The following is a 15,201-nucleotide window of genomic DNA, read 5'->3' on the forward strand; positions in this document are numbered from 1 at the left end:
TTGAACTCCTTGTGCAGCAATGACTTACAAGCCAATCATTTTAGCTGACGTTCGAAGAAGTTGAAAAAAAATCTTCTGGCATTCCACTTGCGAATACCCCATTCGCCATCAAGTTCGTCGTGTGAAACGAACTGTTGGGAGGCTTGTCTCAACAATTCAACGGGAGGTGCAATTATGGAAGAACGATGTTTGACTACGAAAAACGCGAATCTCGCGAGTCGCCTGACGATCGCCGGCACACTTTTGTTCGGAGGCCTTGGATATATGGCATTGGCGACACCTCCTCATGTCGCAGCCAACCCCGAGAAGGGGGCCGTTTCCGCCTCCAGTTCCGAGAAAGCGATCCAGAACCTAGAACAGTCTGGGCAGGCTTTTTCAGCAATCGCCAAGCGCCTTACTCCGGCAGTGGTCTCACTCAAGGTCGAAAAGAAATCTGGCCCCGACGTCCTGGGTTCCGCTCCAGATGACTCATCCAACCCCCTCAACGATGAGTTGATGAAGCGGTTCTTCGGCGACCGGATTCCCGAAGGACTGCGGCAGCGACAGTTGCCAGGTCCGAAGAATCCGGTTGTCGGCCAGGGTTCGGGATTCGTTGTGTCTCCCGAAGGCTTCATCCTGACGAACCACCACGTGGTGGGTGACGCCAGCAAGGTGACTGTCCGATTCCATGACGGCCGGGAAATGCTCGCCAAGGTCATTGGTAGCGATCCTCAAAGCGACGTCGCGGTCATCAAAGTCGATGGCAAGAACCTGCCAACACTTCCACTGGGAGATTCGTCGACGACCGAAGTAGGTGAGTGGGTCCTCGCTTCAGGAGCTCCTTTCGGACTGACGCACACTCTGACCGCAGGGATTGTCAGTGCCGTGGGTCGAAACAGCGTGGGGATCAACAACTACGAAAACTTCATCCAGACGGATGCCGCGATCAACCCCGGTAACTCGGGCGGACCGCTGGTCAATCTGCGAGGCGAAGCGATTGGAATCAACACCGCGATCTTCAGTCGGTCCGGCGGTTCGGTGGGACTGGGATTCGCCATCCCCATCGACATGGCCAAGCAGGTCTACGAACAGATTCGGGATCACGGGACCGTTGTTCGTGGCTACATGGGGGTCCGGATTCAGGCCTTGAATCAGGATCTTGCCGAACAGTTCGGGCTGGATGACCCACACGGTGTGTTGATTGGAGATGTCCAGAAGGGTGCTCCGGGTGAAAAGGCTGGCCTGAAACAAGCGGACGTGATCGTCGAACTCGACGGTAAAGTGGTTCAGGAGGCAGCTTCATTCCGAAACTCCATCGCAATGCGGGCTCCTGGATCGCAGGTCAATCTGACTGTGCTCCGGGATGGCCAGCGAATTACTGTGCCAGTCACGCTCGACAAGCTTCCTGAGTCCGCAACGATCGCATCGGTGAAAGAAACGCAGAAGTCGGCCAACCCTTGGGGCTTCTCGGTTCAGCCACTGACGTCTGACCTGGCGAAGAAGTTTGGCTACTCCGAAGACTCGGGCGTTGTGATCACCGAAGTGACGCCCGGTTCTGCGGCGAGTGACGCGGGCCTGGAACCAGGCATGCTGATTCAGCAGATCAACCGGAAGAAGGTTCAGTCGGCTGAAGAGTTCAACGAAATCTTGAGCAATGAAAAAGATGCCAAATCGATGTTGCTGCTGGTTTCGGACGGAAAGAACTCACGGTTCGTCGTCTTGAAGACGGAAAACTGATCGCTGTGACAGATGATGAAATGCAGGCTGTGGTGGCCGAACGCTTCCCTGGAAGTTAAGCGTCACCTGCACGAGTGACGTCTGGGGGCCTGCAAGCCCCAGGTTTCCCTGCACAGGGAGCGTGAAAGGCGGAAGGACACAAGTTGTTCTTCCGCCTTTTTTCGTTGGCCTGTGCTTCTTCGTTTGTTCCACGCTGTAGAATGGGACTGACGGATCCGCGTCGCAATGGGAAATGGTTACCCGTCCGGTGCACGGATCCCTGCTGTGATAAAACCGAGCCGTCACGCCTGAATTGAAGAATGGGTTGATGTGATGAGTCCATCGAGCGAGCAATCCAGCCGCCCCGACGAAAACAGCGGGACGGACAATCCTCCGTGCAAACTGTCCATCGAAACAATTGTCGAAACCGCGATCTACGGCGATTGCCTCGATGAGCTGGAGCGATTCTATACCGACGTAATGAACCTGCCGGTGATGGCGAAGGAAACGGGACGCCATGTCTTCTTTTCTGCAGGGCCATCAAGCGTACTTCTGGTTTTTAATCCCCAGACGACATTGCAGGGGCATGTCTTTCCCCCGCACGGAGCGACCGGGCCGGGCCACGTCGCGTTTGGAGTGCGACACGAAACTCTGGATGCGTGGCGGGCGAAACTCCAGGCGCACGAGATTGAGATCGAGAAAGAGCATCATTGGCCGAAGGGAGGAATTTCGCTCTACCTGCGAGACCCCGCAGGGAATTCCGTCGAATTGATCACTCCCGGCGTCTGGGGAACTCCCGCGGGCTGGTAGAGGCTGGCTCATGACGGGGCAGGGGCCCGCATGAATGCCACAGCCGCCTTTCTGGAAGGTCACTTCGCTGTCCCTTCACAGGTCGACGCCATCCGTTTTGAGGGACCAGTTCTGGCTTGCCGAAAGCACCTTTCCAAGGCTGCCCCCGTCGCTGAAAAACCTCATTTTTTATTGCGTAAAATGCAGTTGAGAACAGATCGGCTGAGTTGAGATCATCGCTCAAAAAGAGTATCATTTTCCTCTTACAAAGTGCATGAGATGGCATTGCGCAACTGCGGTGCCTACGACCTTTCCGGAACGAGTTTTCTGGGACGTTCCGCTCGATCAAATCGAGTCACGGTCAGATAAACCTCGTTCCATTTGAGGAATTCACGATTGGCTACTGGCGACGGAACTCCTGACGGCTCAGATCTGCCCCTTGATCCTCTGACCTCCCATGGCACGAATGATCGCGTACAGGATATCGCGATTCAGGATGAGATGCGGACGAGCTACGTCACGTATGCCATGTCGGTCATCATCAGCCGCGCCTTGCCCGATGTTCGCGACGGTCTGAAGCCTTCGCAGCGGCGTATTCTTGTCGCGATGAACGATTTGAATCTCGGTCCGAACTCGGGTCGAGTCAAATGTGCAAAAATCTGCGGTGATACCAGCGGTAACTACCATCCCCACGGTGATGGATCGATCTATCCAACCCTCGTCCGAATGGCGCAAAGCTGGAACGTTCGTGACGTACTGATCGACAAGCAGGGGAACTTCGGTTCTCTCGCAGGGATGCCTCCTGCGGCAATGCGGTATACCGAAGCTCGACTCTCAGCCGTCGCGTCCGAAATGCTGGACGACCTGAAGCGTGATACGGTCGACTATGTGCTCACGTACGACCAGCGAAACCGGGAACCGGTCGTCCTTCCGTCCCGCTTTCCCAACCTGATCGTCAATGGGTCGAACGGAATTGCGGTCGGGATGGCAACCAGCATTCCGCCCCACAACCTAGGTGAAGTTTGCGACGCTGTTGTTCGCCTGATCGATGACCCCGAATGCACACTCGACGAGATCATCGAATGCATGCCCGGTCCCGACTTCCCCACCGGCGGTGTGATCTGCGGTCGCCTGGGAATTCGTCAGGCCTACCTCACCGGCCGTTCCACGATTGTGCTGCGTGCCCGCACCAGGTTCATCACGGAAAAGAACACCGATGTTATCGAAGTGACCGAGATCCCGTATCTCGAGACACGCGACCGGATTCGTGAGAAGATCGAGCAACTGATCAAGGACGATCGGATCAAGGGGATCGCCCGCGTCACCGACCTGACTGACCGGACGTTGCCCGCCTGGCAAACCCGTCTGCATATCGCGGTCAAACGGGGGGAAGACAAAGAAGTTGTCCTCAACCAGCTTTTCCAGTACTCGCCACTGCAGTCGACGGTCAGCATCATCCTGCTAGCCCTGGTTGGCAACCGGCCAAAGCTGCTCTCGCTGAAAGAGATGCTGGCCGAGTTCATCCGACACCGCGTCACGGTGCTGCGTCGTCGTACCGAATTCCTGCTGGGCGAAGCACGCAAGCGAAAGCATACCGTCGAAGGGATGCTGATTGCCCAGATCAACCTCGACGAAGTGATCTCGACGATCCGCAACTCGCCAAGTCGTGCCGAAGCAAAAGACCGTCTGCAATTGATCCAGGTTCCCGCGCCACTGGTCAAGCGGGCGCTGGGTGACAGCGGCTTCGAGATGTACCAGAGCGAAGTCGGCGAAAAAGAGAGCTATTCTCTGTCTGCCAATCAGGCGGAAGCCATCGTCTCGATGCAGCTCGGTTCGCTCGCCAATCTCGAACGCGAAAAACTGAACGAAGAACACACGAAACTGCTGGCCGATATCAAAGGCCATCTGTACCTGTTGTCGGACGAAGCCAACATTCGGGCTGTCGTCCGGGACGATATGCTGGCGCTCAAGGCCAAGTATGCCACCAAACGGCGAACCGAAATCAACGACCTGGAACTCAGCGGCATCAACCAGGAAGACCTGATTGCCGAAGAGCCGATGGTGGTGACGCTTTCGCAACGTGGCTACATCAAGCGCATGCAGCTCAACACCTATCAGGCTCAGAATCGCGGTGGCAAAGGAATCATCGGCGCGAAAGCTGATGAGGAAGACGCGATTGAGCACCTGTTCGTGGCAAGCACCCATGCCTGGCTGCTCTTCTTCACCGACAAGGGGAAGGTTCTGTGGGAAAAGGTCTACAACCTGCCGCTGCAGAACCGCACCAGCAAGGGACGTGCACTGGTCAACCTGCTCGCCCTGCCGGAAGGGGATCGCATCAGCAGCTGTGTTGCCGTACGCGAATTTGATGACGAGCGATTCCTGATCATGGCCACCCGCAACGGGGTTGTGAAAAAGACACCGTTGTCCGCCTACAAGCGCCCCATGAAGGGGGGGATCATTGCGATCAATCTGCGTGACAATGATCAGTTGATCGAAGCGATGATCGTCTCCCCGAACGAAGATGTGCTCCTCGCGACGAAGAGGGGAATGGCGATCCGCTTCACCGAAACCGATGCTCGCAGCATGGGACGCAATACCAGTGGCGTACGTGGCATCCGTCTGAAAAAGGACGACCTGGTCATCGGTATGGTTCTCGCCGATCCGACGATGAGTCTTCTGACGGTCTGCGAAAATGGTTACGGCAAGCGAACTGCCATCGGTATCGGCGGCCTGGCCTTAGACGACACGTTGTCCACGACCGGCGACGTTGCCTCTGATGCTCCTCTCGACGATGAAGCGGCGCTTGCCGAGGACGAAGTCCCTGAAGACGAAACCGTCTCAGAAGATACCGAGACCGATTCTGAAGAAGTGGAATCCGGTGACGAAGCAGTCGGCTCCTCAAACCAGTATCGCCGACAAAAGCGTGGCGGGATGGGTGTGAAGGACATCAAGACCACGGAACGTAACGGCAATGCGGTGAAGATTCTCGCGGTGGCAGAGCAGGACGAAGTTCTGATGGTGACCGCAACGGGCAAGATCCAGCGTATTCGTGCGGGAGATATCAACGAGATTGGCCGCAATACGCAGGGCGTCAGAATTATCCGGCTGGAAGAGAGTGATAAACTGGTCAGCATGGCTCGCATCCCTGCGGATCTGAGTGCTGCTGCCGCCGCCGTCGCGAATGAGGCTGAAGCTGCCGCAACGAAACCACCCGAAGTCGCTCCGCCTTCACTCCCGAACGACGCGGCCCAGCCGGATTCCCCTGATCAGGAATAAACGGATCAGAAGTAATCGGACCGCCCCGGCGGCCCGCCTCTCAGTGGTTTTCCATTGTGATTCGGTCCGTCACCTCGGTGGATTCCAGCAGGCGACGAGCCACACCGCCCATTCATGGCAGTGTGGCTTGTCGTCTGATAGCAGATCGGTCGTTCTGCTGGCCTCACGCAAAGCGACAGGTCTCGAACAACAGCCGTTTCCGGCGACCGAACAGGCGATTCATGACAGTGCTGCGTCCTTCAATGCTTCGCTTGCAGCCCCTGTAAATTCACGACAGGCTGCTCATCTTGTTCCATGCGTGCTGACAGAATCACGGGATCCTCGGTCTGTGCAGTCAGGTCCTCACAAAACAGTGTCTGCTTCAGGGGTTGGTCAATGCCGATCGTCAACATTGCGTCGCACCTGAAACAAATGGCTCAGCAGCGCCCCGATCAGATTGCGGTAAGGTTTCCTGCCTCCCGCGACGCGAATGGTGAGACGCAGTACACCAGCTACACCTATCAGCAACTTGATCAGAAGAGCGACGATCTGGCGATGGGACTGGAGCGGATCGGTATCGGACGTGGCGTGAAAGCGGCGCTGATGGTCCCCCCTTCGCTGGAGTTTTTCACGCTCACCTTCGCCCTGTTTAAGGCGGGTGCCGTTCCGGTCCTGATTGATCCGGGGATCGGCATCAAAAACCTCGGCAAGTGTCTGGCCGAAGCCGAACCAGAGGCCTTCATCGGAGTGACGAAGGCCCATCTGGCACGACTCCTGTTCGGTTGGGCAAAGCGGTCGATTAAGCATCTGGTGACGGTGGGACGACGACTGGCATGGGCAGGGCGGACGTGGCAGGAGGTCGCTGCCGAAGGACGTACCCGTCGGTCCTCAGAGCAAAACGGGACAATAGACTGGCACCCCGCAGCGACGGAAGCAGAAGAGACTGCCGCGATCCTGTTTACCAGCGGCAGTACGGGAGTTCCTAAAGGGGCAGTCTACTCGCACGGAAACTTTGCGGCCCAGGTCGCGGCGTTGAAAGCAGCACTGCAGATCGAACCGGGAGAGGTCGATCTCTGCACATTTCCTCTGTTCGCACTTTTCGCTCCGGCTCTTGGTATGACGGCCGTCGTCCCACGGATGGATTTCACGAAACCGGCCCGTGTCAATCCCGCCGAAATTGTCGGCCCGATTCAGAGGTTCCAGATTAATAACCTCTTCGGCTCGCCAGCTTTACTGAATCGGGTGGGACGGGACTGGAGGCCAGCGGTACAGGGCCACACCCCCTCGAACGCGCAAACGACGGATGTCATCGAGAAATGGCCGTCGCTGCGCCGCGTTCTATCGGCGGGAGCCCCTGTCTCTCCCATGATCCTCGAACGCTTCTCGAAGTATTTACTCCCTCAGTCGCAAATTTTCACGCCGTATGGTGCGACAGAGTCTCTGCCCGTGGCCGTGATCGGCAGCCACGAAATCCTGGGTGAGACGCAGAAGTTGACCGCGCAAGGAGCGGGAACCTGTGTCGGAAAACCGGCCCCTTCGATCCACGTCGAAATCATCAGAATTACAGATGAACCGATCCCCGTCTGGTCTGACGAACTCCGCGTCCGGCCCGGCGAGATCGGTGAGATCGTCGTCCACGGACCGATGGTCACACAGGAATACTACAATCGTCCCGATCTCACTGCGCTGGCCAAAATCCGCGATCCGGAATCAGGACGAATGCGGCACCGCATGGGGGACGTTGGTTACTTCGATGCCCAGGGGCGGCTCTGGTTCTGCGGCCGCAAGTCGCACCGGGTGGTCACCCCCGCGCGGACCTACTTCACAGAACCGGTCGAAGGAATTTTTAACCAGCACCCGGCCGTGTTCCGCACGGCTCTGGTAGGCGTACGAAAACAGGGGACCGTCGAGCCAATCCTGTGCATCGAACGTTATCCCCGCTTCCAGTCACGTGACGACCAGAAGCGGACGAACACCCAACTGCTATCGGAGCTCCGGGACCTCGGGGCAAATTTTGAGCTCACCACGCCGATTCGCACAATGCTCTTTCATCCTCACTTCCCCGTCGACATTCGTCACAATTCCAAGATCTTCCGCGAGAAGCTGGCCCTCTGGGCCGCGACCGCTGTCCGCTAGAAACCAACCGCGCGCGACGGTTACACTCGGAAACGGCCACAGTCGCCACTCCGAACGACAGAGCCCCTGTTCGTGAGGATGTTCCCTATCCAAGCCGAGGACGACCGATGATCCGAATTGCCGCGGGACTGCTGATGCTGACACTAGCGGTCTCACCTGCGTTTGCACAAAAAGAGGCTCTGTCTCACAGCATTCGCGAGCGGGAAGCAGCGACATGGAATATCGCTCTCAGGATCTGGGAGCTTGCGGAACCGGGCTATCAGGAATTTGAATCAGCTCGTTTGCTGGCGGATTTACTTGAGAATGCCGGCTTCCGTGTCGAACGCAAAGTCGCTGATATCCCCACCGCTTTCACAGCAACTTACGGTGAGGGGTCGCCGGTCATCGCGATTCTCGGCGAGTACGACGCACTCCCCGGCTTGTCTCAGCAAGCAATTCCAGAGCAGCTTCCCCGTCCTCAGGCCAGTTATGGACAGGCCTGCGGCCATCACCTGTTTGGCGCCGCCTCCGCATCCGCGGCCATCGCGGTCGCTGAGCAAATCAAGGTAGGCAATCTGCGCGGCACCGTTCGTTTTTATGGATGTCCGGCCGAGGAGGGGGGAAGTGGTAAGGCCTTCATGGTACGCGCGGGGCTATTTCAAGACTGTGATGCAGCGTTTCACTGGCACCCTGCGGGTCGCAACACAGCAGGCGACTCATCCTGCCTCGCGCGTGCTGCGGTCAAGTTTCGCTTTGACGGCCGTAGCGCCCATGCGGCAGGTGCTCCCGAGCAGGGACGTTCCTCACTGGATGCTGTCGAACTCGCCTGTCATGCCTCGGAATTGCTTCGTGAGCACACACCGGATTTTACACGCATTCATCATGTCATCACCAGCGGCGGTTCGGCCCCCAACGTCGTCCCCGACTTTGCAGAGGTCTTCTTCTACATCCGCCATCCCAAGGCTGAAGTGGTGCGTGAACTTTACCCGCGACTCGTGAAGTGTGCTCAGGCGGGAGCACTCGCGACCGAAACGAAACTCGACGAACAGTACCTCGGCGGCACAATGGAACTGCTGCCGAACGACCGGCTCGCTCAAATCGCCCTGGCGAATCTGCGGGAGCTGAATGACCTCAAATATGATGAAGAACAGGCGACCTTCGCACTGAAAATTCGTGAAACCCTGATGAAACCGCAGCCACTGGAATCGATCAATCAAGTTGCCGACACCAGCGGCGAAGTCGGCAAGGGATCAACCGACGTGGGCGATGTCTCGTGGGTTGTGCCCACGGCAGGATTCACGACCGCCTGCTTTGTCCCGGGAACTCCCTCGCATTCGTGGCAGGCGGTTGCGGCAGGAGGGACTTCGATCGGAAAACAGGGGATGCAACTGGCTGCCCGAACCATGGCCGCCAGCGTCTGGGACCTGATGTCACAACCTGAAATCATTCAGCAGGCGAAAGCGGAACACGCAGAACGACTGGCAGGCCGAAAGTACCAGCCGCTGATTCTCCCCGGACAGGCTCCACCGCTCGATTACCGTAACACGCCGGGTACTCCCTGAAGTACCAGATTCGCAAACGTGCTGTCATTTGTGGCTCGCCGGTTGGCGGGCATTCGCAACACTCTGTCTGACAGTCGTATCAGTGGACGGGCAGCGGCGGAGTTCCTTCGATCAGTCGTCGCAGCAACACGGGGTCGACACGACCCCGAAACCGCACCTTGCCGTCGAAGATGACGACAGGGACGCAGGTCCCGTATTTTTCGGAAAGAGTCGGATCACTTTTGATGTCGACGTAATCCGGGATTGGCAGCCAGCGATGATGCTCGGCAATGAGTGCCGCCGCATCCTCACAAAGATGACAGCCCGCGCTGGTGTAGATGGTCGCCGACTGGAAGCGACGTCCGGGAATTGCAGGCTGCCAAGTCTCTTCGACGAACATTCGACGTCCCCACAAGATATTCCAGCCCAAAGCGGCCAGTCCAATTGCGACCAGGATCCATATTGCCTGATTGCTATACCAGAACGCAGGGAGCCCCGGCATCCGTGCGAACAGTTCAATCCCCCGAAGCAGGATCAAGCTCACCCCGGCTCCCACCAGTAGCCGCCCGAGAGGGACCAGTCTGGAATTACGTTCCACGTCAAAAACCTCAACCGAAGATCCCGATACAAGCCCGACAAACGATGCGACGTGAGCTTACCCGACAGTGGCCCCCCGTCACAGACCAGCCCCCTGTCATTGCGCCGCAGGGAAGGGCCCGCACATGGGGCTCGAACAAGGGACTGCGCATGTGCACCTGCAAGACTTCACTTCACGAGAGTTACTTACCCGCGTCGATTAGTGCCTGATTCAAGCCTCAGCGCGGTGCCAGTCCTATCCCCTGAAGTGAAACGGACGAAAAGCTTCTCCGTGAAATCTGGACAAAAAACTGCTCGAACCGGCAGAATCGTCGCATCAGACACAACATGTTAATTGAGTAATCTTCATTCCGTGAAACAGTCGACACACTTGAATACATCCCTGCTTTCCAGCAGTATTTTCTCACAGGTCTCCTGGTGATTCTGAGATCACACTTCCCGACATTTCATTGGCACTTCAGAAGCGACTCGCGAGGAATCGTGTGAGTGATACGACCGTCGTCATCGAGAATTGCCTGGACCGCCTGAAGCGGGGAGAACTGGATGCGCGCGATGAGTTGATGTCGCGCATATCGCACCGTTTGCTGGCCTTGGCGCGACGAATGATGCGGGACAGTCCCCGTGTGGGACGTTGGGAACAGCCGGAAGACCTGATGCAAGGCGCCGTGATGCGTCTGCATTCCGCACTCGCCAGCATTGTGCCGCAAACTGTTGAGGATTTTCTCAGCTTCGCAGCGGCCCTGATGCGGCGCGAGCTGACCGATATGGCCCGGCACTACCTTGGTCCGGAAGGGATGGGAGCCCATCATGAAACGCCGATACCCGGCTCACTGATGTCGGAAGGCGCCCAACTCCCGATGGTTTCTTACGACAAACAGTCCGGCCCGTATTCACTGTCTGTCTGGTCGGAATTCCATTCTTCAATCGAACTTCTTCCTGAATTCGAGCGGCGTGTGTTTGATCTGCTGTGGTACCACGATCTGACGCAGGCCGAGGCAGCAAAAGTGCTGAACGTCAGCGAACGCCAGCTTCGTCGTTACTGGCAATCCGCCAGGCTGAACCTGAAAAAACTGATTGATCGTTCGTGGGATTCCAGTCAGTACGCCTGATCCCGTGCCGCTTCGTACCTCATCGGGAACACTCTTCGTGAACATGGATCAACCACTGTCCGACGAAGAGCTGTTGGCCGATCTGCTGCTGGATTGGGAAGACGCATGCCATTCTCAAACTCCAAAGTCCCCTGAGCAGTTGTGCGGACCGCGCACTGACCTCGTCGACGAATTGACACGACGCATCGAGATGCTGGGGTTCATGGACAGGATGCTGGGTGCTCGATTGGCCGAAACCCGTTCCATGAGTGAAGACGAGTTCGCCCGAATTCTCCCCCCTGACTTGCCCTCAGTCCCCGGTTTCCGAGTGCTGGATGAAATCGGACGTGGAGGAATGGGGATCGTCTACAAAGCGACCCAGCTCAATTTAGAACGGGACGTGGCTCTCAAGCTGATCAACAATTTGAGCCAACGTCCCCAGGTGCTGATTGCCCGTCTGCGCAATGAGGCGGACGCACTTGCAAGATTGAACCTCGAAAACGTCATTCGAGTCATCGACGTCATCGATCTGGATGGAATGCCCTGCCTGGTGCTGGAATATATCGACGGAAAGAACCTTGCTCAGCGGGATACCAAATCTTCGATCGATCCCAAGTCCGCTGCTGAGATCGCACTGACCGTTGCCCGAACGATGTCGAGTGTCCACGATCACGGGATTCTCCATCGCGACCTCAAGCCCGCAAACATCCTGATGAGTAAGAAGGGGCTGATCAAGATCAGTGATTTCGGCCTGGCAAAACACCTTGCGGGCGATACGCAGGCCTCACTGACAACCGAAGCAATCGGCTCGCCCAGCTACATGGCCCCCGAACAGGCCGTCGGAGCGTCTTGTGAAATCGGCGTCTGGACCGACGTGTATGGCATCGGTGCGACACTTTACGATCTGATCACAGGCCGCCCCCCCTTTCTAGGGGCGACACACCTGGCGACCCTGGAGCAGGTCCGTAACAACGATCCGGTCCCCCCCCGGTTGCTGGTCCCCGAGATCCCGCGCGATCTCGACACCATCTGCCTCAAGTGTCTGGCAAAAGACCCTCGCAACCGATACCCCAGCGCCGCTGCCCTGGCAGCGGATCTGGAAAACTTCCTCGCGGGACGGCCCATTAGCGCAAGACCCCTGGGGCCTTTCGGTCAGGCTTGGCGCTGGTCGAAACGCAATCCCGACCGAGCCGGACTGATCGCCGCAATCGCACTGAGTTTCCTGCTGGCAGTGGGGGTGGGTGCCTGGGAAATCACTCGCATCCACGATGCTGCACTGGAAAAGCAAAGAAGTGAGAAGGAACTCGATGCCGCCTTGAAACAGACCCGAACAAAAGAGTTCTATCTGGCCCTCGCCGAAATCAGCGATCGCAGTCTCCAGACCCCGCGGGAATGGAGCTGGACCAATCTGGATCAACTGAAACTGGCGGCCCGAATCGCTCCCCCCGATGATCAGGCAGCGATCTACCGCTTGCGCAGCGAAGCGACCCGGGCGCTCGCCGCGTTTGATGCCAGAAAAAAACGAGAACTTCTGCATGGATATGATTCCTACACGATCGAGTTCACTCCCGACGGGTCACTACTGGCCGCAGGCGATAACACGGATCTCAACGGCAATGTCAGAATCGCACTGGTCGACACAAGCACCTGGGAGCTGACTCATACCCTGGAATTTCCGGCCGATGAGCAATGGATGCGTCTGCGGCCTGATGGGGTTCGCTCATTGTTGTTCAGCCCTGCGGGAACGGAACTGTTTGTCGGAAGTCGAAGCGGAGAGATCTGTGTTTTCGACATGGCAACACGGCAGCCTGTCCGACGATGGAAAGCCCATTCGAACTATCTGCACCGTATCCGTTTTTCGTCCGATGGCCATGCACTGATTACCTGCTCGAAAGACAAAAGCGTCAAGAAATGGTCACTCGACGGTCAGCTGCTTGCCAGCATCGAGAAAGAGTCCGAGTTTACGGATCTGGTCGTTGTGAGTGACCGTTTTTATGCTCAAACCCCCATGATCGCAGTCGCCGGTATGTCACCCTTATGGCTGCGCGAGTCGGATTTTCAGACCTTTGAACCAGATAGAGATCAACTGGACTGGATCGTGCAAAACTACGAGGTGGCGGTCGCCTATCCCGACGGCGGGGGCTGGGTGCGAGACTCGATCGAAACGTACGAAATCGCGGATTCGCACCGGCATTCATCGCTGAGGCGAATCATCGATCGCCGGGCGAAGTTCCGAGACGCCAGCCTGATGCACGGCATCGGAATGTCGTCCGACGGCCAATGGCTGGTCACCTCCAACGCCGATGCAACGAAATTGTGGGACCTGATCGCCGGTGAACGGGTGGCGTTGATTTCGACCGGTGGTCGCGGCCGTATCGTCGGCCGGTTTCATCCGTCAAGAAATCTCCTGGCTCTGTGCGGAGATTCGCGACTGAAAATCTACGAACTGTCGACGCATGACGTCTGGACAGCGCGCCTGCAGCAACCCCACAAATTGCATCGGGTTGCGATCAGTCAAAGTGGCGAGACCATCGCCGCGACGCGATCCAGCCGCTTCTTTCGGAAAGACTCAGGTGATTTTGACGAACTCAATCAAGTCCTCACTGGCTGTCTGGAACATGCCGAAATTTCTCTGCTCACCACGATCGAGACAGGACAGGCGACCGAAATTCAGTGCGTGCCGGGTGAGCATTCCATCTGCTTCAATCACCAGGAAACGACCAGTCTGCGGTTCTTTCCCCTCGACGAGTCCGCCAAACACAGGGTGATTGAATCGCCCGAGATTATCGAGGCAGAGATCATCCGATTCTCACCGGACGGCAAGAGACTCTATTTCGTATCGGAAAGTGTGACGAGCAATCCTTCACACGCGGATCGAGATGCGGATTCGATCAAAGTTTTGGACAGGGCCACTTCAGAAATCAGAACGCTTTGGATCAACAGCGTCTCTCAAGAGAAGCTGCGAGTCAGCAGCATCGAATCGTTCGCCGTCGGTTCGACGATTCTGACGTGCACCTCGCTCGATGGAAGTATCCGTATCCTCGATCCCTTTACCGGCGCCGTCCGTCACAAGATTGACCTGAGCGGGATCGCAGATTCGATCTCGCTGTCACCGGACGAACGGACAATTGTCGCGGGAACCCGTGATGGCAATCTGCTGGTCATCAATTCCCAAACCGGTCGTCTCGAGAAAAGAGTTCCCGCACACAGGGACAGTGTGTCAGCCGTGACTTTCGCTGGAGGGAACTTGATCGTGTCGGGTTCACGCGATGCCGATCTGAAGCTGTGGCAACTTCAGAACGGGGGATCGCTCAGAGGCTTGCTCACGCTGAGCCCCCTTTCCGACCAGGTTAAGTCACTCGCGGCAACGGCAGACGGAAGAGCAGTCGCCGTGCTGATCGAAGACGAAACCGCCGTCCGTATCCTTCGAGTCGATTTGCTCAAACAGCGACTCGCCGAATTCGGCCTCGACTGGTGATATCCGGGCGAAGGAATCTGCCAGTTGAACCTACGGTGAACTATATGTCGAGTCAGGCAGGAGTCTAACCAGGTACTGAGTTACCCATTCAGATGGAAGATCCCGCGATTTCGCAGGTACGGTCACGGAGTTGGGAGAACCAGTCGTACTGGCGTTCTCATTCGGCGCGTTAGTCATGTTCCAAGGCGTCGATTCGGAGTTGTTGCTATTCGAAATGGACCGAAACGTCGTCGAAGTACATATCGAACTCGCCATGGCCACCAAGTTCGACGGTCATTCTGGTTGCTCCCGCTGTTTGTACTAGGCGAATGTATCATCACCCGGTCAAGGCCTGCTTGCGTTAGAAATGCGATCACGGAAACAACTCCAATGGACAAACCAGTGTGATCTCTGGGTATACAACCTCTCGAAGGATTGAACGGCCGAGCTTTCAGAAGGCGCCTTCAATTTACGGTTGGCTCGCCACGGTCACATCGAGAGATGAATCTTAACATCGTGTCGCGCAGGGGAAGCGGCCGTGGAGACGTCGCATACGAGATAACCTGTGCGGGGCACTCACCTTTGCAATAGGTCGCGCTGGCGGGTTTACAATGACGCGTGCTGCAAAGGGTTTTGCGCCGAAGGGGTTGCACATGAGCACTTT

Annotated in this window: 8 protein-coding genes; 7 read left to right on the top strand and 1 reads right to left on the bottom strand. The window is 57.1% G+C overall.

Annotated features, from left to right (window positions below; translation table 11 throughout):
* The first annotated feature begins 189 nt into the window (after positions 1-189).
* From ACGY09_RS06350 to ACGY09_RS06370, 5 genes are all read left to right on the top strand, one after another.
* Positions 190-1,716, top strand: coding sequence for a DegQ family serine endoprotease (locus ACGY09_RS06350; protein WP_397570911.1), 1,527 nt, complete (start codon positions 190-192; stop codon positions 1,714-1,716).
* Between the two features lie 312 nt (positions 1,717-2,028).
* Entirely contained in the window at positions 2,029-2,505 is a 477-nt protein-coding gene (locus ACGY09_RS06355; RefSeq protein WP_397570912.1) for a VOC family protein, read from the top strand.
* Positions 2,506-2,880: 375 nt separating this feature from the next.
* Entirely contained in the window at positions 2,881-5,760 is a 2,880-nt protein-coding gene (gene gyrA / locus ACGY09_RS06360; RefSeq protein ID WP_397570913.1) for a DNA gyrase subunit A, read from the top strand.
* A 375-nt stretch (positions 5,761-6,135) separates the two neighbouring features.
* Entirely contained in the window at positions 6,136-7,875 is a 1,740-nt protein-coding gene (locus ACGY09_RS06365) for a fatty acid CoA ligase family protein (protein ID WP_397570914.1), read from the top strand.
* A 107-nt stretch (positions 7,876-7,982) separates the two neighbouring features.
* Positions 7,983-9,416, top strand: coding sequence for an amidohydrolase (locus ACGY09_RS06370; protein ID WP_397570915.1), 1,434 nt, complete (start codon positions 7,983-7,985; stop codon positions 9,414-9,416).
* A gap of 79 nt (positions 9,417-9,495) precedes the next feature.
* On the opposite strand, the gene ACGY09_RS06375 is transcribed toward ACGY09_RS06370, so the two are convergent.
* The gene (locus ACGY09_RS06375; protein ID WP_397570916.1) at positions 9,496-9,993 is read right to left on the bottom strand and encodes a glutaredoxin family protein; all 498 of its coding nucleotides are present in this window, start codon (positions 9,991-9,993) and stop codon (positions 9,496-9,498) included.
* A 481-nt stretch (positions 9,994-10,474) separates the two neighbouring features.
* Here ACGY09_RS06375 and ACGY09_RS06380 point away from each other — a divergent pair, with 481 nt between their 5' ends.
* Positions 10,475-11,101: an RNA polymerase sigma factor gene (locus ACGY09_RS06380; protein WP_397570917.1), complete on the top strand. Its 627-nt coding sequence runs from the start codon at positions 10,475-10,477 to the stop codon at positions 11,099-11,101.
* Positions 11,102-11,144: 43 nt separating this feature from the next.
* Positions 11,145-14,558, top strand: coding sequence for a protein kinase (locus tag ACGY09_RS06385; RefSeq protein ID WP_397570918.1), 3,414 nt, complete (start codon positions 11,145-11,147; stop codon positions 14,556-14,558).
* The last annotated feature ends 643 nt before the right edge of the window (positions 14,559-15,201 follow it).

The organism is Schlesneria sphaerica, assembly GCF_044336245.1.
In the GTDB taxonomy this organism is placed as follows: domain Bacteria; phylum Planctomycetota; class Planctomycetia; order Planctomycetales; family Planctomycetaceae; genus Schlesneria; species Schlesneria sphaerica.

Excerpts from the sequence above, each read along its gene's own strand:
- ACGY09_RS06355 (WP_397570912.1), top strand. The coding sequence starts at position 2,029 with ATGAGTCCATCGAGCGAGCAATCCAGCCGCCCCGACGAAAACAGCGGG.
- ACGY09_RS06365 (WP_397570914.1), top strand. The coding sequence starts at position 6,136 with ATGCCGATCGTCAACATTGCGTCGCACCTGAAACAAATGGCTCAGCAG.
- ACGY09_RS06370 (WP_397570915.1), top strand. The coding sequence starts at position 7,983 with ATGATCCGAATTGCCGCGGGACTGCTGATGCTGACACTAGCGGTCTCA.
- ACGY09_RS06385 (WP_397570918.1), top strand. The coding sequence starts at position 11,145 with ATGGATCAACCACTGTCCGACGAAGAGCTGTTGGCCGATCTGCTGCTG.